General features: G+C 70.4%; 16 protein-coding genes and 1 riboswitch. Of the genes, 11 read left to right on the top strand and 5 right to left on the bottom strand.

The window, feature by feature from the left end:
- Positions 1-11: 11 nt before the first annotated feature.
- Both BLQ50_RS06845 and BLQ50_RS06850 read left to right on the top strand, forming a co-directional pair.
- Positions 12-1649, top strand: coding sequence for an OmpA family protein (locus BLQ50_RS06845; RefSeq protein ID WP_175559051.1), 1638 nt, complete (start codon positions 12-14; stop codon positions 1647-1649).
- Positions 1650-1770: 121 nt separating this feature from the next.
- Positions 1771-2214 (top strand): GNAT family N-acetyltransferase, encoded by a 444-nt coding sequence (locus tag BLQ50_RS06850; RefSeq protein WP_093182627.1) that lies wholly within the window; start codon positions 1771-1773, stop codon positions 2212-2214.
- Between the two features lie 359 nt (positions 2215-2573).
- Here the strand turns inward: BLQ50_RS06850 and BLQ50_RS18585 are convergent, their stop codons facing one another.
- Complete coding sequence (locus BLQ50_RS18585; RefSeq protein WP_175559052.1) at positions 2574-2876, bottom strand: hypothetical protein; 303 nt, start codon at positions 2874-2876, stop codon at positions 2574-2576.
- 93 nt (positions 2877-2969) lie between these two features.
- Here BLQ50_RS18585 and BLQ50_RS06855 point away from each other — a divergent pair, with 93 nt between their 5' ends.
- From BLQ50_RS06855 to BLQ50_RS06870, 4 genes are all read left to right on the top strand, one after another.
- Positions 2970-4487 carry an HNH endonuclease signature motif containing protein gene (locus tag BLQ50_RS06855; protein ID WP_175559053.1) on the top strand — a complete coding sequence of 506 codons (1518 nt, stop codon included), beginning with the start codon at positions 2970-2972 and terminating at the stop codon, positions 4485-4487.
- A gap of 859 nt (positions 4488-5346) precedes the next feature.
- The gene (gene sucC, locus BLQ50_RS06860) at positions 5347-6519 is read left to right on the top strand and encodes an ADP-forming succinate--CoA ligase subunit beta (protein ID WP_093182297.1); all 1173 of its coding nucleotides are present in this window, start codon (positions 5347-5349) and stop codon (positions 6517-6519) included.
- A gap of 31 nt (positions 6520-6550) precedes the next feature.
- Positions 6551-7441 (top strand): succinate--CoA ligase subunit alpha, encoded by an 891-nt coding sequence (gene sucD, locus BLQ50_RS06865; RefSeq protein ID WP_093182299.1) that lies wholly within the window; start codon positions 6551-6553, stop codon positions 7439-7441.
- A 191-nt stretch (positions 7442-7632) separates the two neighbouring features.
- Positions 7633-8928 carry a cell division protein PerM gene (locus BLQ50_RS06870; RefSeq protein ID WP_139185760.1) on the top strand — a complete coding sequence of 432 codons (1296 nt, stop codon included), beginning with the start codon at positions 7633-7635 and terminating at the stop codon, positions 8926-8928.
- Here the strand turns inward: BLQ50_RS06870 and BLQ50_RS18300 are convergent.
- Entirely contained in the window at positions 8925-9467 is a 543-nt protein-coding gene (locus BLQ50_RS18300) for a hypothetical protein (protein WP_139185761.1), read from the bottom strand. The two genes, BLQ50_RS06870 and BLQ50_RS18300, sit on opposite strands and share 4 nt — an antisense overlap.
- A gap of 105 nt (positions 9468-9572) precedes the next feature.
- Here BLQ50_RS18300 and purN point away from each other — a divergent pair, with 105 nt between their 5' ends.
- Positions 9573-10262 (top strand): phosphoribosylglycinamide formyltransferase, encoded by a 690-nt coding sequence (purN, locus tag BLQ50_RS06880; RefSeq protein WP_093182303.1) that lies wholly within the window; start codon positions 9573-9575, stop codon positions 10260-10262.
- Between the two features lies 1 nt (position 10263).
- On the opposite strand, the gene BLQ50_RS06885 is transcribed toward purN, so the two are convergent.
- Positions 10264-11214 carry an NAD-dependent epimerase/dehydratase family protein gene (locus BLQ50_RS06885; protein ID WP_093182305.1) on the bottom strand — a complete coding sequence of 317 codons (951 nt, stop codon included), beginning with the start codon at positions 11212-11214 and terminating at the stop codon, positions 10264-10266.
- Between the two features lie 152 nt (positions 11215-11366).
- On the opposite strand from BLQ50_RS06885, the gene BLQ50_RS06890 reads away from it, so the two are divergent.
- Together BLQ50_RS06890 and purH are read left to right on the top strand one after the other, a co-directional pair.
- Positions 11367-12122, top strand: coding sequence for a TetR/AcrR family transcriptional regulator (locus BLQ50_RS06890; protein WP_093182306.1), 756 nt, complete (start codon positions 11367-11369; stop codon positions 12120-12122).
- A 15-nt stretch (positions 12123-12137) separates the two neighbouring features.
- Positions 12138-12253, top strand: a riboswitch (ZMP/ZTP riboswitch).
- Between the two features lie 64 nt (positions 12254-12317).
- A complete protein-coding gene (gene purH, locus BLQ50_RS06895) occupies positions 12318-13967 on the top strand; it encodes a bifunctional phosphoribosylaminoimidazolecarboxamide formyltransferase/IMP cyclohydrolase (RefSeq protein WP_093182308.1) in 1650 nt (549 codons plus the stop codon).
- Positions 13968-14040: 73 nt separating this feature from the next.
- On the opposite strand, the gene BLQ50_RS06900 is transcribed toward purH, so the two are convergent.
- Entirely contained in the window at positions 14041-15333 is a 1293-nt protein-coding gene (locus BLQ50_RS06900) for an NAD(P)/FAD-dependent oxidoreductase (protein WP_093182309.1), read from the bottom strand.
- 170 nt (positions 15334-15503) lie between these two features.
- Here BLQ50_RS06900 and BLQ50_RS06905 point away from each other — a divergent pair, with 170 nt between their 5' ends.
- Positions 15504-15740 (top strand): DUF3017 domain-containing protein, encoded by a 237-nt coding sequence (locus tag BLQ50_RS06905; RefSeq protein WP_175559054.1) that lies wholly within the window; start codon positions 15504-15506, stop codon positions 15738-15740.
- A 96-nt stretch (positions 15741-15836) separates the two neighbouring features.
- On the opposite strand, the gene BLQ50_RS18815 is transcribed toward BLQ50_RS06905, so the two are convergent.
- Positions 15837-16961 carry an MIP/aquaporin family protein gene (locus tag BLQ50_RS18815; protein WP_093182312.1) on the bottom strand — a complete coding sequence of 375 codons (1125 nt, stop codon included), beginning with the start codon at positions 16959-16961 and terminating at the stop codon, positions 15837-15839.
- A gap of 266 nt (positions 16962-17227) precedes the next feature.
- On the opposite strand from BLQ50_RS18815, the gene BLQ50_RS06915 reads away from it, so the two are divergent.
- Positions 17228-18214: a malate dehydrogenase gene (locus tag BLQ50_RS06915; protein ID WP_093182314.1), complete on the top strand. Its 987-nt coding sequence runs from the start codon at positions 17228-17230 to the stop codon at positions 18212-18214.

Below are 18214 nucleotides of genomic sequence, written 5' to 3' on the forward strand. Positions count from 1 at the left end.
GAAGAAGCTCCATGTACCTGCGCACATCTCCCGCTCGGATTCGGACGACCATCGGCGGCGTCCACCGAGCTCGAGCGGCGGTTGCGCTCGTGGTCGTCGCGCTCGTCGCGGCCGGCTGCTCGAGCTCGGGCGACGCGGACCCCGGCCCCACTGCGACGACCCCCTCGACCGACGGGCCGACGTCGTCGACCCAGCTCGTGGACCCCGACGCGGCCTCGGTCGTGACGCAGACGGCAACCCTGGGCGGGGTCGACCTGACCCTGACCGTGGGGCCGGTTGCCGTCGCCGACGGTGTGGGTATCCTGCGGGTGGCGGCAGCCCCGACCGGCGGCGAGGGGGCGGTCGACCTCTCTGAGCGGTTCGGCCTGTCGTGGACCGCGGGTGACACGATCGACGCCGTGCGGCTCGTGGACCTCCCCGATGGGCGGGTCTACCTGCCCGCGATGGACGCCGAGGGCGCATCGATCGGGTCGGAGGGCAACACCTACCTGCGCCCGGGCGACGGGTCGGAGACCTTCTTCGTCGCTTTTGCCGCCCCGACCGCAGGATCGGTCTCGGTCATGGTGCCGGGGGTCGCGCTCTTCGACGCCGTCCCCGTGCTCGACGCCGCGGACGCCCCCTCGGTCGCCCCGCTCACCGACCTCACCTCCGTCCCGGCCGCCAAGCTGACCTTGGCCTCGCCCGCCCTCGACTCCTTCACGCAGGACGTCGCCGGGCAGGTGAGCACCCGGGTCGCCGACGACGTGACCGTCGCGATCGACTCCGACGTGCTCTTCGCCACGGCCTCCGCATCACTGTCTCCGGAGGCCGACGGCGCGCTCGTCAGCGCGGGCGACCAGCTCGCGCGCTTCCCGGTGGGGACGATGCGCGTCGTCGGGCACACCGACGACGTGGGGGACGCGGCCGAGAACCAGGTGCTCTCGGAGCAGCGCGCCCAGGCCGTGACCGACCGCCTCGGTCAGCTTGTGGATCTCTCCGCCTACTCCGTGACGGTCGAGGGCATGGGCGCGACGCAACCTGTCGCGGAGGGCACGAGCGACGAGGCGCGGGCGCTGAATCGTCGGGTCGAGCTGGTCATCGAGGCCAGCGCCCCGGGCGAGGCGACGTCGACGGTCGTCGCGGACCTCCCGCCAGCGCAAGGACCCGAGGCGGCAGGCTCCGACGGGGTGTCCATAGTCCAGCCGCGCGACGGGCAGACCGAGCTGACCTGGGACGTCAAGCTCGACCACGTGCGACGCGTCGACGGCGCGATCGTCGGTGACGTGCAGCTGACGAACACCGGTACGGAGGCCGCATACTCGGTGACGGCTTTCGGTGGGACGACGTGGGACGCGCGGGGCGAGGGCTCGGCGTCGCTCATCACGGGCGCGACGAAGCTCACGCTGCTGAGCGGCGGCATGCGCCTGTATCCGCTCGACTACGTGATCGACGACTCGCTCTACAACGTGGACGGCAGCGGGCGGGAGCCGCTCGCGGATCGTCAGCTGCCCCCGGTCGAGGCGGGGGAGACCATCATCGTGACCGTCGTGTGGCCCGACGTCCCGGGCGACACGGTGGTGCTTGACTCGGCGACGGTGACCACGGAGTCCGGCTTGACCGGCGACTTTGGCCCGGCGTTCCGATTGACTGGTGTTCCTGTAGTCGGCTGAGGTCTAGCGCGGGCGCCGTGCTGCTTCTCGTTCCTCCCGCCGCGCTCTGGCACGCTGGTAGCCTCGCGCGATGGAGACGAGTTTTGATGTCAGGTCGGCGATCCAGCGTGACGTCCCCCAGATGGCACGGCTGCACGTGCAATCGTGGCGCGAGACGTATCGGGGCCTGATGGACGACGCGGTTCTCGACGATCCAGGCTTCGTCGGTCGGCGCGAGCGATTCTGGACCGCGGCGCTCACCGATCCTCGGTACGGAGCCAACGAGATTGCTGTCGCACTGCGCGACGACGTGCTCGTTGGCATCGCGATGGCTGGCCCCGCTGCAGAACCTGACACCGACTGGTCCGCTCAGCTCTATGTGCTGTACGTGTCCGTCGTCGTCCACGGCATGGGTGTTGGCGCGTCTCTTCTCAATGCGGTTGTTGCGCCGCCGACACATTCAGGCCTGTGGGTGGCAGACCCCAACCCGCGGGCGCAGGCGTTCTATCGCAAGCACGGCTTCGCCCTGGACGGCGAGAGCAAGGTGGAGGACGGAATGCGCGAGGTCCGCATGGTTCGTCGCTGACGAGCCTCACCGCCGCCGGTAGGGCTGTGACGGTCCCTATTCATGGGATGTAAATACATCCATTCATGGGATGCGAGTGCCCCCATTGGTGTTCACGAACGCCTGTCGGTCCGGATCCCTCTCGCTTGATTTGCTCGGGGGCGTGTCGAATCGGATTCTGACTACGGCAGAGGCGCGTCCTCTTCGCGCAATCCTGATGGGCCGGTCCATCATCATTGATGATCGCTCGCATGATCCGCGAGAAGCTACATTTGACTGCGCATTCCTCTTGCCGAACACGTGTTCTCTGGATAGAATGGAAAACGTAGCCAATCAGGCGGTGCGACAAGGGTGGGAGGCGCGTCATGGATTCAAACAATTCATTCTCCCAGCTTGATGCTGCGCCTGTTGTTGAGCGTATTGAGTTTGCCCCTGGCGTGTGGGTCGATGTGGCGACGTGTCCGGTGAGCACTCTGGTCGAGGATTGTTTTGAGGCGGCGTTCGAGGATCTGATCCGCGCGGGCTGGCCGGTTGGTGCTGGAGAAGCTGGTGCCGGTGCTGGCGTCCACGCGCCTGTGGTGTTCGAGGACGTCGCGGACCCGGACGTAGTTGCGGATGGCGATCCGGGCGATGTTGATCCCGCCGCCGCCGACGACCGCGCAGGCGACCGCGCAGACGACCACGACGGCGACCGCGCCCGCGACGGGGCTGATGCGGGGGCGTCGGGTGCTGGTCTCTCGGTTGTGCCGGCGGGCCTGTTCGGGCAGCTGGATCTGATGGAGTCCCTGGTGGAGGTGATGGCGTCGGTGGACCTGACGGCGTTGTCGGGTCCGGTGGCTGCGGAGATGTCGCGGCGGATTCACGACGCGGTGGGCAGGTTGGACGCGGTGCGGTTGGGGTGCGTGGGCCGGGTGGAGGCCGACGGGTGCTGGCGGGCGGAGACGATGCATTCTTTCGGGTCGTGGGTGGCGAAGGCGGAGGGGTTGTCGAGGTCGTTGGCGGCCCGGACGGTCGCGGCGGCGGTTGCGGTGCGTGATCACCTGCCTGCCACGGGCGTCGCGGCTCGGGCGGGGTTGATCACCGGTGAGCATGTGGCCACGATGGTCAAAGCCACCACGACCGAGCCCCTGCGCGTGGCGTTGGCCAGTTCGGTGACCAGTGATACCCCCGAACCGGGTGAGGCGGCTGGCCTGGGCCAGGCGCCTGGATCGGGTGGAACGCCGGGGCGGGTGTGCACGGGTGAGGAGATGCTCCTGGGCCACGCCGGGGTGTGGGGGTTCCCTCAGTTCAACCGGATCGTCAAAGAATTCACGGTCGTCGCCGACCCAGCCGCGCAGGACAAGGCGTTCAAGGACGCCGACGAGCGGGAGTTCCTGCAGATCTCCCCGACTCTGGGTGGGATGCAGATCAGCGGGTTCGTCACGACCGAGAACGGCCAGACCGTCAACGCCGCGCTCCGGGCGGTCGCCGGTGTCCCTGCCGCCGATGACCTGCGTCCGGCGGACCTGCGTAAGGCCGGTTCCCTGATCGACCTGGCCCACCTGGTCCTGGACGGTGGGGTCGCCGGCAAGGGCGCCAACGTCCGCCCGCACCTCTCGGTGATGATCACCTGGGAGGAGTTCACGCGGCTCTACGACCACGCGAGCAGTGGTGAGGCCGGCGACCTGGACGGCACGTCGACGTGCTCGGGTCACCCTGCGACTGCGACTGCGACTGCGACTGCGACTGCGACCGCGGCCCCCGGCGAGAGACCCGCTGCGACCGCCGGCCCCGTGCCGGAGACGTCCCTGGCGCAGGCGATCGCCGCGTCCCAGGACAGTGGTCACTGGGGCCCGGGTCCTGTGGTCGCCCCGACGTGGACCCCGCAGACTCTCGAAGCGCGCCTGCGCGCCGGGTATGCGACCTGGGAAGACGGCACCGGCCCCATCCCCGACGCGGTCCTGAGACGCATCGCCTGCGACGGGGAAGTCACGCGGATAATCTTCGGACCCGACTCCCAGATCCTCAACATCGGCCGCACGAAACGGACCTTCACCAAAGAGCACCGCCGAGCCATCGTCGCCCGCGACCGACACTGCGTCTGGCCCGACTGCGACGCGCCACCCCACGTCTGCGAAGTCCACCACGCGATTCGGCACTGGGCCGACGGAGGGGAGACCACGCCGTCCAACGGCGCACTGCTGTGCCGTCACCATCACCACCGGGTCGACGGTGAGAACATTGCGATGACCTACGATAACGGCTGGCAGATCCACACCCCCGGCAGTTATGCGGCCGGCGAGCGAGCAGCCTGAAGCCTCTGCCCGAACGAGCGCAACGAGCGCAACGAGCGCAACGAGCGCAACGAGCGCTGCCGCGAGCTGCAACTGCGGCCGACGCGAACCCGGCCGGCACCGAAGCGGACTGATCCGTCCAGATCGGCTGCACCATCCGGGTGCGGTGCGCGGGCGCAGCGCACCCAACCAGCAGGTTCGGTGGAATGACGGCTGGCATGCCGCCCCGCCATCCTGTCGTCCATGCTCAGCCAACTCTTCGACCAGCCCCACGACGACGTGCACTCCGGAGCGGGCATCGTCGTCGTCCAGCCCTCCGAGGTGGTCTGAGACCATGCCACCGTCGGTCGATCTCACGCTGGTCATCCTCGCGGCTGAGGACCCCGCGGCGCTCGCCTCGTTCTACGAGGCCGTGACCGGCTGGGTGAGGGACGTCGACTCGCCCGTCTAGGTCGAGATGCGCTCACCCCAAGGGCGCCGCCTGGGCATCTACGAGGTCGGGGCCTACCTGCGCAACCTCGGGCTCGGGGCGCGAGCCGTGCCACCACCCGGCGGCATGGCTCTCTCCCGGACCGAGGTGTACCTCGGCTGCGAGAGCGTCGAGCGGTCGCTGGCGACGGCGCTCGAGGCGGGTGGCCGTCTGCTCGCCGCGCCGTCGGCCAAGCCGTGGGGTGACACCGTCGCCTACGTCGCGGACCCGGCTGGGAACGTCTGTGCCCTCGCGGAGCCCATCGGGCGACTGTGCCGGAGGCAACCGGGCGACTGTGTTGTACCTGACACCTTGTCAGGAGTCCCGATCCGCGGATCGGCACTAGTCTGTAAGAAAGTGTCTCGACGTCGAGACACATGTGTGTACCGGTCGACGGAAGGACGCAGCAGGGTGGACCTGTTCGAATACCAGGCACGCGACATCTTCGAGAAGCACGGCGTGCCCGTGCTGGGGGGAGTGGTCGCCACCACCCCTGAAGAAGCTCGCGCAGCAGCAGAAGAGCTCGGCGGAGGAACTGTTGTCGTCAAGGCGCAGGTCAAGGTCGGAGGCCGCGGGAAGGCGGGCGGCGTCAAGCTCGCCCACACCCCCGACGAGGCAGCCGAACAGGCCGCACAGATCCTCGGCATGGACATCAAGGGCCACACGGTTCACCGTGTGATGGTCGCAGCCGGCGCGAAGATCGCCGAGGAGTTCTACTTCTCCGTGCTCCTCGACCGGTCCAACCGCTCCTACCTCGCCATGGCGAGCGTCGAGGGCGGCATGGAGATCGAGCAGCTTGCTGTCGAGCGTCCCGACGCCCTCGCCAAGATCCCCGTCGACCCGATCGTCGGCATCGACGAAGCCAAGGCCATCGAGATCGCCGAGGCCGCAGGCTTCGCCGACGACATCAAGGCCCAGGTCGTCGACGCCTTCCAGAAGCTGTGGACCGTCTACAAGGAGGAAGACGCGACTCTTGTCGAGGTCAACCCCCTGGTCCGCACCGAGGACGGGCAGATCGTCGCCCTCGACGGCAAGGTCACCCTCGACGAGAACGCCGGCTTCCGTCACGCCGATCACGCCGAGCTCGAGGACAAGGCCGCGGCCGACCCCCTCGAGGCCAAGGCCAAGGAGAACGACCTCAACTACGTCAAGCTGGACGGGTCGGTCGGGATCATCGGCAACGGCGCGGGTCTCGTCATGAGCACCCTCGACGTCGTCGCCTACGCCGGTGAGCGTCACGGCGGCGTCAAGCCCGCCAACTTCCTCGACATCGGGGGCGGCGCCTCGGCCGAGGTCATGGCCGCGGGCCTCGACGTCATCCTCGGTGACGCCCAGGTCAAGTCCGTCTTCGTCAACGTCTTCGGCGGCATCACCGCCTGTGACGCTGTCGCCAACGGCATCGTCGGCGCCCTCAAGGTGCTCGGCGCCGCAGCGACGAAGCCGCTCGTGGTCCGTCTCGACGGCAACAAGGTCGAAGAAGGCCGTCGCATCCTCGCTGAGGCTGCCCACCCGCTCGTGACCCTCGCCGAGACGATGGACGGCGGCGCCGACAAGGCTGCCGAGCTGGCCAACGCCTCCGCCTGATCCGTACCCAGAGAGAAGAAGCGACACAACAATGGCAATCTTCATCACTGAGGACTCCAAGGTCATCGTTCAGGGCATGACCGGCTCCGAGGGGCAGAAGCACACCGCGCGCATGCTCGCCTCGGGCACGAACATCGTCGGCGGGGTGAACCCGCGCAAGGCGGGCACGTCCGTCGCCTTCGCGAACGACGAGGCGTCGGTCGACGTCCCCGTCTTTGGCTCCGTCGCCGAGGCCATGGCGGCCACCGGCGCCGACGTCTCGGTCATCTTCGTCCCGCCGGCCCACACCAAGGCCGCCGTCGTCGAGGCCATCGAGGCGCAGATCCCGCTCGTCGTGATCATCACCGAGGGCGTCCCCGTCAAGGACACCGCGGAGTTCTTCACGCTCGCGCAGGAGAAGGGCGTCCGGCTCATCGGCCCGAACTGCCCCGGTCTGATCAGCCCCGGACTCTCCAACGTGGGCATCATCCCCGCGAACATCGCCGGCGCCGGCAAGATCGGCCTCGTGTCGAAGTCCGGCACGCTGACGTACCAGATGATGTACGAGCTGCGTGACTTCGGCTTCTCCACCGCCATCGGCATCGGCGGGGACCCGATCATCGGGACCACGCACATCGACGCCCTCGCAGCGTTCGAGGCCGACCCGGCGACCGCCGCGATCGTCATGATCGGCGAGATCGGTGGCGACGCCGAAGAGCGTGCCGCCGCGTACATCAAGGAGCACGTGACCAAGCCGGTCGTCGGCTACGTCGCAGGCTTCACGGCTCCCGAGGGCAAGACGATGGGCCACGCCGGCGCCATCGTCTCCGGTTCCTCGGGCACCGCGCAGGCGAAGAAGGAGGCCCTCGAGGCCGCTGGCGTCAAGGTTGGCAAGACGCCGTCCGAGGCCGCCGAGCTCATGCGGGGGATCCTCTCCGCCTGAACTGCGTGAGCTGAAACACCTGGTCCCGCTCCGCGGGCCGCAACCGGCGCCCGTCCCGATGCCTTCGGGGCGGGCGTCGCTGCGTCGTCGGGCAGGTGCGAGCGCGTCGGAAGTCAGCGCGACGCGCCTCACAACCAGGCGCGCCGTCCCTCCTCCCGGCCCGGGGCGGACCTTCGAGAGACGATGACCACGTGACTTCTGCACCTCCCCCCACCCAGCCGCCGGGACGCCTGCGAGCCTTGCGCCAGACCCTCGAGCAACGGCTGCCGGGCGACTCCGTGCGCAGCTCGATCGACGGTGCGGCGCCGTGGGTCTCAGGGGTGCTCGCCGCCACCCAGGCGCTGATCTTCTCCTTCGCGGCCGTCGTCATCCCTGCGATCGCGATGGCCGTGACGGCCGCCGCACAGGTGGCCGGCGCATCGACCAGCTGGGGCGGGGCTGTGTCGATCTCCACCCGGGTGTGGCTGCTCGGGCATTCGGTCCCGCTCGCCACGGGCGTTGCCGATCTGACCATCGTGCCGCTCGGGGTGAGCGCCGTGGCGATCTTCGGCGCCTACGTCTGCGCGCGGCGCACCATGACACCGCACTGGTCCGCGCTCCTCGCGGGCCTAGGCACCTACCTCGCCGGTGTGCTGCTGCTCGCGCTCCTCGCCGGCGCCGTCAGCCCCGTCCAGCTGACCTCCGCGGCCGGTGGCGCCCTGGTCATCGGCGCGATCGGGCTGTCCTGGGGCGCGCTCGCCCGGCCCGACGCTGGCGACCTCGCGGACGGCCTGCACGCCGTCGTCATGCGGGTACACGTCCTCATCCGGGTGGGCACGCGCGGCGGCATGGTCGCGGCGAGCTCAATCGTCTTCATGGCCGGCGTGGTCGTGGCCACCTGGATGGTCGCCGAGCACACGACGGTGACCGACGTCGTGCGCGGGCTCGCCCTGGACAGCGCGAGCGGGGTGTCCCTCGCGGTCGCGCAGCTCGCGCTGGTCCCCAACCTTGTCGTGTGGGCGCTCGCCTGGCTCGCCGGGCCGGGCTTCTCAGTCGGCGCTGGGACGCACTTCGGCCTCGACGCGGTGACGTCCGCCCCGCTGCCCGCGCTGCCGCTGCTCGGCGCCCTTCCCGGCCCGACGACGGGCGCGGGCCTGGTCGTGTGGGCCCCGGTGCTCGTCGGGTGCGCGGGCGCGCTCGGGGGATGGTTCGTGCACCGCAGGATGGAACGGATCGCGTGGTGGCACGTGTTCGTGCTGGCGGCCCTCGTGGGCGCGGGAGCCGGACTCGTCTCCGGGGTCCTCGTGGCGCTGGCCTCGGGTGTCGGGGGACCGGGGCGTCTGGGTGAGGTGGGTGCGTCGGGGGTGTTCATCGGGCTGACTGTGGCCGCGCAGGTCGCGATCGGCGCGCTTGTGCTGCTGGTGTGCGTGCGCCACGAGGTGTGGTCCGCCGTGCACCGTGGATGGACAGGCCTGCGCGCCTCGATCCGGGAGCGGTCGCAGGGCTAGTCGGTGAGGGACTTCTGGTACCGGGTGATCGCCGTCTGGTAGTCGGCCTCGCAGGTCGATGTGGCCGAGATGGTGATGGCCTCGTTCAGGCACGCCTGACGGTCCATCTCGATCTGCCAGACCGGGATCACCGCGAGCGTGGTCAGGGCGAGCACGAAGGTCATGACGACCCCGGCCGACATGGCGGCCACGAGGAAGCCCCGCAGCCCGGCGCGCCAGATCCGGCGCAGCACGCGGATCCCCACGACGATCGCGACGAGCGCGATCGCGACGCTCACGAAGCGCCACGGCAGGGCGAGGGAGCTGGTGAGCAGCGAGGCCAGCATGAGCAGCCCGAAGTGCATGACTGAGCGGGTCGCGAGGCGGGCGGTCTCAGGGTCGACCGGCGGGGGCGGGGGCCTGTGGGCGCGGGCCGTCCTGGCCGGACTTGTGGCGTGCGGCGGGGTAGTGGCGTCGTCGGTGGTCGGCAGCTGTGGCTGGAAGGGCCGTGGGTCTGGCGGCGGGGTGCCCGGTGGCCTCGGTGCGTACGGGTTTCCCATGGATCTATCATCGCGCATGTCGCCGGGTGGCGTGCACAGACGTGGCGTGCACGAAGGGTGGAACGCCCACCGACCCTGGAGCCGGGACGCGTTAGTGTTCCGTCCGTGACTTCTCGCGCTCAGGACGACTCCGCCCGCACCCCGTCAGGCCACCCGGTGACCGTCGTGGGGCGCGGCCCCGCCGCGGCCGCACGCGTCGTCGTGCTCGCCTCCGGCGCGGGCAGCAACCTCGCCGCGCTGCTCGAGGCGCACGACGCCCCCGGCTACGGCGCACGCGTTGTGGCCGTCGTGACCGACAACCCGGCGGCCGGAGCGATCAATGTGGCGCACGACGCCGGGATCGCGTGCGCCGTGGTCAAGACGGCCGACTTCGACTCCCGGGCCGAGTGGGACATGGCCCTGGCTGAGACGGTCGCGGTCTTCAACGCCGACTACGTCGTCAGCGCCGGCTTCATGCGCCTGCTCGGGGCGGGCTTTCTCGCCCGCTTCGGGGGCCGGATCATCAACACCCACCCCGCGTTGCTGCCCGCCTTCCCCGGCGCGCACGGGGTGCGGGACGCGCTCGCCTACGGCGTGCGGATCACCGGATGCACCGTGCACCTGATCGACGAGGGCATCGACACCGGCCCGATCATCGCCCAGGCGGCCGTGCCGGTCGAGCCAGGCGACGACGAGTCGACCCTGCACGAGCGGATCAAGACGGTCGAGCGCCAGCTCCTCGTCGACTGGGTGAGCCGGATCGCGACCGGCACGTTGACGGTCGACGGCCGCCGCGTCACCGTCACCCCCGCCTGAGCTACATCGCCCGGGCGTTCCACCACGCCAGGGTGTCCGTCGTGATGGTGTCCCAGCTCGACGGGGTCACCGCGAGGACCTGCTCGGCGGTCGCTGACTCCATGACGAACGGCTCGGTGAACTGGTAGCCGATCCGGGCAACCTCCCGCAGCATCGGCTGCACGGTTCCCAGCGCGGCGACTGCCCAGAGGGGGACCGGACTGATCCGCGGCTCGGCCATGCCTGCTTCGCGGGCGAACCCGCACGCGACCTCGCGGAAGGTCCGCGCCTGCGGTGACGGCCCGTGCCACGCCTGGCCCCAGGCGGCCTCGGTCTCTCCTGCTGCGAGGAGCGCCCGGGCGAGGTCGGGCAGGTAGGTCCAGGTGTGTGGCTGGTCGGCGCTGCCGATCGGGCGGATCGTCTTGCCCGCGAGGAGCGGCTCGAGCAGGCGTTCACCCACGTGCGACGAGATCAGCGCGCGCGGGCCGATGTAGTCGCTGGCCCGGACCTCGGTGATGCGCACCTGGCCGGCGTCGTGGCGGCGCTTTGCCTCGAGCCACATCTGGGCGCGGACCTGGCCCTTGGTGTCCTTGCTCGCGAGCGGGCTCTGCTCGGTCATCGGGCCGAAGGTGGGGCCGTAGACGTAGAGGTTCGCGGCCGTGACCAGGACCGCGTCGTGGGCCTGCGCGGCGCTGAGCAGCGCATTGGAGATCGGCGGCCAGTCCGTGGCCCAGCGGTGGTAGGCGGGGTTGACGCAGTTGTAGACGACGTCCGCGCCGACTGTCGCACGGGTGAGGCTGGCGGCGTCGGAGGCATCCGCGGCGACGTGCTCGACGTCGTGCAGCGACCGGCGGCTCGTGGCATCCGGCGCGCCGGAGCGGCTGACCATCCGGACCTCCTCGCCGCGGGCGAGCAGCAGCTCGGCGGTCGTCGAGCCGATGGGTCCCTTGCCGATGATGACGTGGACGGTCATGGTCGTGCTCCGATCTGATCGATCCGGGGGCGACCCGGTCAAAACGAGAGCAGTGCTCTCCGTTGCGAACAATGCTCACACCCCGCGGCATGAGCTGTCAAGAGCGGTGCTCTCTTTTGCGTGCAGCGAACTCTCTGGGGCAGAGTGAGGCCATGATTCAGCCGGACCAGCCGAACGCGCCCCGCACCGCCCGCGAACGCGCTCGCGCCGAGGTCATGGCCGAGCTCCTCGCCGCCGCGAACGCACGCCTGGACACTGACGGCGCCGCAGCGCTGTCCCTGCGCGCGATCGCCCGCGACCTCGGCATGGCGTCCTCCGCGGTCTACCGCTACGTCGACTCTCGCGACGCGCTGCTGACGCTGCTCATCGTCGACGGGTACAACGCCGCCGGGCTGGCCTGCGAGGGCGCCGCGACGGCCGCCCGCGGGCGCGGGGACGGCCCCGCCCAGGTGTGGCTCGCCGTCGCGCGGGCGCTGCGGGCGTGGGCCCTGGCCCACCCCCGCTCCTACGAGCTCATCTACGGAACGCCCGTCCCCGGCTACCGGGCGCCCACCGACACGGTCGCGGCCGCGACCCGCCTGTGGGCCGTGATCATCGCCGTCACCCGCGACGCCGAGGCGGCCGGGACGCTCGCGCCCACCGGACCAGAGTTCCCCACCACGGGCCTCATCACGGCGGAGACCTTCGCCTTCGCAGGCTACGACCCGGCGTCGGGCAGTCCTGAGCAGACTCGCCAGATCGAGCTGATGATCGTGCGCTCCTTCACGCTCTTCTCCTGCGTCCTCGGCGCGATCAGCGCAGAGCTGTTCGGGCACTTTCACAATGTCACCGCCGACCTCGCCGGGGTCTTCGACGCGACGATCGCGACGGCCGCGGCGGGGGTCGGGCTGATCGTCGACGTCGGCTAGAAACCCGGTAGAATCGTCAACGGTCGCGACTGGCGAGGGTGGGGTTCACCACCGGGGAGCGGCCGGGAAGTCCCTGTGCAGGTTCTGGTTCAGCCGGAGGCTGCGTGGCGCCGTCCGCCTGGGCGCCTGGGTTCACCGAAGTGACAGACCGCAGATGCGGGTCACGCTCGAACCGCCACGACAGGAGAACACCAGATGTCCGCCGCTCACTCCTCCACACCGATCCCGGCGATCGCCGACGAGGCCCAGCGTCCCGTGCGCCGCGCCCTGATCAGCGTCTACGACAAGACCGGCCTGACGGACCTCGCTCAGGCCCTGCACACGGCCGGAATCGAGATCGTCTCGACCGGGTCGACCGCCTCGACGATCGCCGCCGCGGGCGTACCCGTGACCGGCGTCGAGACCCTCACCGGCTTCCCCGAGTGCCTCGAGGGCCGCGTCAAGACGCTGCACCCGCGCGTGCACGCCGGCATCCTCGCCGACACCCGTAAGGCCGACCACCTCGCCCAGCTCGCCGACCTCGGCATCGAGCCCTTCGAACTGGTCATCGTCAACCTTTACCCCTTCACCGCGACCGTCGACTCCGGCGCGACGCCTGACGAGTGCGTCGAGCAGATCGACATCGGCGGACCGTCCATGGTGCGCGCAGCCGCGAAGAACCACCCGAGCGTGGCCGTCGTCGTCGACCCGACGAGCTACCCGGCCGTGACGGCGGCCGTGGCCGCGGGCGGTTTCACCTACGCCCAGCGCAAGGCGCTCGCCGCGCAGGCTTTTGTCCACACCGCGACGTACGACGTGGCCGTGGCCAGCTGGATGAGCTCGGTCGTCTCCCCGACCGACGCCGTCGAGACCCCCGACGGCCCCGTCTCGACCGGCTTCCCGGCCTGGGTCGGTGCCACCTGGAACCGCTCCGACGTGCTGCGCTACGGCGAGAACCCGCACCAGCGCGCCGCCCTGTACACGAACGGCTACGGCCCCGCGGGCCTCGCCCAGGCCACCCAGCTGCACGGCAAGGCGATGAGCTACAACAACTACGTCGACGCCGACGCCGCCTGGCGCGCCGCGCACGACCACACCGGCCCCACCGTGGCCATCATCAAGCACGCCAACCCCTGCGGCATCGCGGTGGGCGAGTCCATCGCCGACGCGCACGCCAAGGCCCACGCCTGCGACCCGATGAGCGCCTTCGGTGGCGTGATCGCCGCGAACGCCGTCATCACCAAGGAAGCCGCGGAGCAGATCGCCCCGATCTTCACCGAGGTCGTCGTCGCGCCGGGCTTCGAGCCCGAGGCGATCGAGATCCTCACCGCGAAGAAGAACATCCGCCTGCTCCAGGTCGACGGCGCGCCGAGCGCCGCCGTGGAGCTGCGCCCGATCAGCGGCGGCCTGCTCATGCAGGCGGTCGACCGGATCGATGCCGCCTCTGAGACCGGCGGTGACTCGCCCGAGCACTGGACCCTCGCGACCGGTGAGGCCGCGGACGCCGCGACCCTCGCCGACCTCGAGTTCGCCTGGCGCGCGGTGCGTGCCGTGAAGTCCAACGCGATCCTCATCGCCTCGGGCGGCGCGTCGGTCGGCGTGGGCATGGGCCAGGTCAACCGCGTCGACTCGTGCAAGCTCGCGGTCGAGCGCGCCAACACGGGCGACACGGAGCGCGCCCGCGGGGCCGTGGCCGCCTCGGACGCGTTCTTCCCCTTCGCCGACGGCCTCCAGGTGCTGCTCGACGCCGGCGTGCGCGCCGTCGTCCAGCCCGGCGGCTCGGTTCGCGACGACGAGGTCATCGCCGCCGCACAGGCTGCGGGCGTCACGCTGTATCTGACCGGGACGCGGCACTTCGCGCACTGAGACGACCTGAGCTGACGGCGCCATCCCGACCGGGTGGCGCCGTTCGCGCGTCCCGCGAGGTCAGACGGCCTGCTCAGACGAGCGTCGCCCGCAGGGAGACCTGCGGGTCGGCGGCCCGCAAGAGATCGAGCTTGACCGGCCCGCCGACCATCATCCGGCGCGCCGCGGCGACGTCCTTGGGGGAGTCGACCACAAACATCCCGGTGACCAGGCCCGCGGGGGAGACGTAGAGGGCCGCCCACCCGGCGCCGGCGGGGTCGCCGCGCAGCACGACCGAGTCCGTGACCGGGTCGGGGAGACCGAAGAGCGCCAGGTCGTGACCGAGCTGGGTGGAGAACACGTACGGTGCGTGCCCGGCACCCGGCTCCAGACCCAGGATCTCGCGAGCGACCGCGTCGGGATCAAGCAGCGCAGCCGACCAGTGACCACCCGGCACCTGGTCCCACACCGGATCTGCCCGGGTGGCGCAGTCGCCGACGGCGAACAGGGTTCCGCCCGCCACCGTGCCGGTCTCGACGACCCTGCCGCGGGCGTCCACCCGGATCGCTCCGCGGGCGTCGCGGGGGAGAGCATCGGCCAACCAGTCGGTCGCCGGACGGGCGCCGACCGCGGCGAGGACGACGTCGGCCGGGATCGCCCGCGGGGTCGTCGTCCCCAGGTGGACGCCGCTCGCATCGACGCCCACCACGGGAGCGCCGGTCACCAGGGTGACGCCCGCGGCGTCGTACCAGCGGCTCAGGTGCGCGCCGACCGTGGGGCCAAGCTGGCGGTGCAGCGGGACCCCGGCGGCCTCGATCACGGTCACCTCGCACCCGGCCGCTGCGGCCGCGCCGGCGACCTCGGCGCCGATCCAGCCCGCGCCGATGCACACCAGTCGCGCGCCGGGCACGAGCCGGGAGCGCAGGTGGTCGGCGTCGGTGGCACCGTGCAGGGTCACCGCGTCCTCCCACCCGGCCGGTCTCACTGGCACCGACCCGCAGGCGAGCACGACGACGTCCGCGTGCACCCGGCGCCCGCTCGCGGTGGCGACGGAGACCGAGTGGTCAGCGAGCGGGACGGGGTGCTCGAGGTGCCGCGCGGCATCGCCGAGCACAAGCTCGTCGGCGAGCTGGGAGAGGTCGACGCCGAGCTCGTCGGTGAGCCACGCCGGCGCCCGCCGCGTGAACAGCTCCTTGGACAGCGGCGGGCGGTCGTAGGGGGGCAGGCCCTCGGCCCCCAGTACTGTCAGATGCCCGGTGAAGCCGTGCCCGCGCAAGGCCGCGGCGGTCTGCGTCCCGGCCAGACCAGCTCCGACGACAAGCACGGACCGTGGCGGGCGCACGCCCGGCTCGTCGGGGGCGGGCGTCGTGTGGTGCGTCGGTTCCATGGTCGCAACGGTAGTCTCAGTGCGGTGAAGTGCTCGTGGACGTGACAGGCAGCGTGATGGTCGACAACGGAAATCAGGTGCCGGCGCCCCAGAGCGCCGATGGCTTGCCGACCCCGGACGTCCCGACCCCTCAGCGTCCCCGTACCCCCGCACCACGGCGGACCACAGCCATGTGGACCATCTGCGCAGCGGTCGTCGTCGTGGCGGTCGTCACGCTCCTCGAGGGCGCGCGGCTAGGAGCCCTCGGCCTCGCCGGGGTACTGGTCGGCGCGGGGGTGGCTCGGCTCGTCGTCCCCGGCCCTGGACTGGTGGGCATCGCCATCCGCTCCCGCGGCCTCGACGCTGCGATGTACTTCTCTCTCGCCGCGGCCATCGCCGTGCTGGCGCAGACCGCCCCCAACATCTAGCACGGGCACCTGAACGCCGACGAGGTCGTCAATCTCGCTTGAGCGAGATAGACGACCTCGTGGGGTGGAGCTGGTCGAGCGAGCGGACCGGTGGGGCTACTTCTTGTCGGACTCGCCGTTGTCGGACTCGGCGTCGGGCTCGGCGGCCTTGACCTCCTCGACCACGACAATCTCCTCGACCACGACCTCCTCGACGACCACGTCGGAGGCCGCCGCGGCGTCCTCTTCGACCGCGATCTCGTCGAGCTCGAGGCCACCCTCGACCGCGACGTCGCCGTAGTAGACGTAGTCGACGACGGTCTCTTCACCCGCGAAGCCGCGGTAGAAGAGCGCGGCGATCGCGGCACCGACGAGCGGGGCGACCCAGAAGATCCAGACCTGGCTCAGCGCCCAGCCGTCGGAGAACAGCGCCGCGGCGAGCGAACGTGCCGGGTTGAGCGATCCGCCGTCGAACGGTGTGGCGAGCATCAGCAAGATGAAGAACGTGAGTCCGATGACGATCGGGGCGGACTTGGCCTTCACGCGCTTGTCGGTCACCGCGAGGATCACGCCGACGAACAGGGCGGTCGCGATGACCTCCATGATCGCGACGGCGGTCAGGTCGAACTTTGTGAACGTCGGCAGGACGAGCTGACCGGAGTTGATCGCGTCGTTGATCTGCGCCTGGGTCGCACCCTGAGCCAGGTAGGGGGCGAAGAACGCCTTCTGGGCCGAGGCGAAGGCGGGGGAGTGATCGCCGAAGCCGTTGGCCGTCGCCGAGAAGAAGTTCTTCAGGCTCGAGTAGGCCGCGGTGTCGCCGGTTGTGAGCGACTTCGGGATGGTGGCGAAGAGTGCGGCGGCCGCTGCGACCGCGCCGACGATCTGCGTGATCCAGTAGACCGGCACGAGCTTCCACGGCGTGCGGCCCGCGAGGGCGGCGCCGAAGGTCACGGCCGGATTGAAGTGGCCACCGGAGATGTGCCCGACGGCGGCGATGCCGGCGATCAGCGCGACGCCGAAGCCGAGCGCGACCTCGAGCGAGCCGATGCCCTGGAGGGAGGCGTAGAGCGCCATGCCCACACCCACGAACACCAGCAGGAAGGTTCCGAGCAGCTCGGCGCCGATGAGTGCGAACGGCGAGGACGTGAACAAGGCCGGTCGGGAGGAGTGCGCGTCGCGCTCGTGGTCGATGACCACGGTCTCCGTGATGGGTGTCTGCTGCGCAGAGGCGTCCTGAGACATGATGATCCTGTCGTGTGGAGGAGAGAGGTTCTCAAAGAGATGGGCCGAACAGATGAACCGTAGCGCTGCCTCGACGGCATGCATAGTTCCGCTTCGGAGTGAATAGTTCCATGATCACCTGTGAAACACATGACAGTCGAGGAGGCTTCTCACGGGGAGCTCCTCACGGCCCTGGACTCGGCGGGTTGCCCCGCCGCGCGTCGGACCAGTATCGACGTGCCGGATGGGCCACTATGAAGGGAGTGTTTGCGAACAAAGGAGTTGTGATGAACGCGATCGTCAATGTGACCGTCACCGGAGCGGCCGGCCAGATCGGCTACGCCCTCCTCTTCCGGATCGCCTCCGGTCAGCTGCTCGGCCCGGACGTGCCGGTCCGCCTGCGGCTGCTGGAGATCCCGCAGGGGGTCAAGGCCGCCGAGGGGACCGCGATGGAGCTCGACGACTGCGCCTTTCCCCTGCTCGCCGGCATCGACATCTTCGACAACCCCCGCGACGGCTTCGACGGCGCGAACATCGCGCTTCTGGTGGGTGCCCGCCCGCGGGCCAAGGGCATGGAGCGGAGCGACCTGCTCGAGGCCAACGGTGGGATCTTCCGCCCGCAGGGCGAGGCGATCAACGCCGTCGCCGCAGACGACATCCGTGTCCTCGTGGTCGGCAACCCCGCCAACACGAACGCGCTCATCGCCGCAAGCAACGCCCCCGACGTCCCCAAGGATCGGTTCAGCGCGATGACGCGCCTCGATCACAACAGGGCGCTGACCCAGGTGGCCAAGCGCGCCGGTGTGGCCGTGGACGACGTCCGCAAGCTCACCATCTGGGGGAACCACTCTGCGACGCAGTACCCGGACCTCTTCCACGCGGAGATCGCCGGACAGTCGTCGCACGTCCTGACCGAGGACTCCGCCTGGCTGACCGAGGAGTTCATCCCGGTCGTGGCCACCCGCGGTGCGGCGATCATCGCGGCGCGCGGTGCGTCGTCGGCGGCATCCGCGGCTAACGCGGCCATCGACCACGTCTACGACTGGGTCAACGGGACGCGCGAGGGTGACTGGACGTCCGCGGGCATCGTCTCGGACGGGTCGTACGGGGTGCCCGAGGGCTTGGTCTCCTCCTTCCCGGTGGTCTCGCGCGGCGGGTCGTGGGAGATCGTCCAGGGACTCGAGATCGGTGAGTTCTCACGGGAGCGGATCGACGCCTCGGTCGCCGAGCTGGTCGAGGAGCGCCTTGCAGTGCGGGCGCTCGGCCTGATCTGA

This window comes from Sanguibacter gelidistatuariae (assembly GCF_900096585.1).
Taxonomy (GTDB): domain Bacteria; phylum Actinomycetota; class Actinomycetes; order Actinomycetales; family Cellulomonadaceae; genus Sanguibacter; species Sanguibacter gelidistatuariae.

What these genes read in the sequence shown, in the direction of transcription:
- purH (WP_093182308.1), top strand. Translation starts at nt 12,318, where the DNA reads ATGTCCGCCGCTCACTCCTCCACACCGATCCCGGCGATCGCCGACGAG.
- BLQ50_RS06885 (WP_093182305.1), bottom strand. Translation starts at nt 11,214, where the DNA reads ATGACCGTCCACGTCATCATCGGCAAGGGACCCATCGGCTCGACGACC.
- BLQ50_RS18300 (WP_139185761.1), bottom strand. Translation starts at nt 9,467, where the DNA reads ATGGGAAACCCGTACGCACCGAGGCCACCGGGCACCCCGCCGCCAGAC.
- BLQ50_RS18815 (WP_093182312.1), bottom strand. Translation starts at nt 16,961, where the DNA reads ATGTCTCAGGACGCCTCTGCGCAGCAGACACCCATCACGGAGACCGTG.
- BLQ50_RS06900 (WP_093182309.1), bottom strand. Translation starts at nt 15,333, where the DNA reads ATGGAACCGACGCACCACACGACGCCCGCCCCCGACGAGCCGGGCGTG.
- BLQ50_RS06890 (WP_093182306.1), top strand. Translation starts at nt 11,367, where the DNA reads ATGATTCAGCCGGACCAGCCGAACGCGCCCCGCACCGCCCGCGAACGC.
- BLQ50_RS06845 (WP_175559051.1), top strand. Translation starts at nt 12, where the DNA reads ATGTACCTGCGCACATCTCCCGCTCGGATTCGGACGACCATCGGCGGC.
- BLQ50_RS06915 (WP_093182314.1), top strand. Translation starts at nt 17,228, where the DNA reads ATGAACGCGATCGTCAATGTGACCGTCACCGGAGCGGCCGGCCAGATC.
- sucD (WP_093182299.1), top strand. Translation starts at nt 6,551, where the DNA reads ATGGCAATCTTCATCACTGAGGACTCCAAGGTCATCGTTCAGGGCATG.
- BLQ50_RS06905 (WP_175559054.1), top strand. Translation starts at nt 15,504, where the DNA reads ATGTGGACCATCTGCGCAGCGGTCGTCGTCGTGGCGGTCGTCACGCTC.
- BLQ50_RS06850 (WP_093182627.1), top strand. Translation starts at nt 1,771, where the DNA reads ATGGCACGGCTGCACGTGCAATCGTGGCGCGAGACGTATCGGGGCCTG.
- BLQ50_RS06855 (WP_175559053.1), top strand. Translation starts at nt 2,970, where the DNA reads ATGGAGTCCCTGGTGGAGGTGATGGCGTCGGTGGACCTGACGGCGTTG.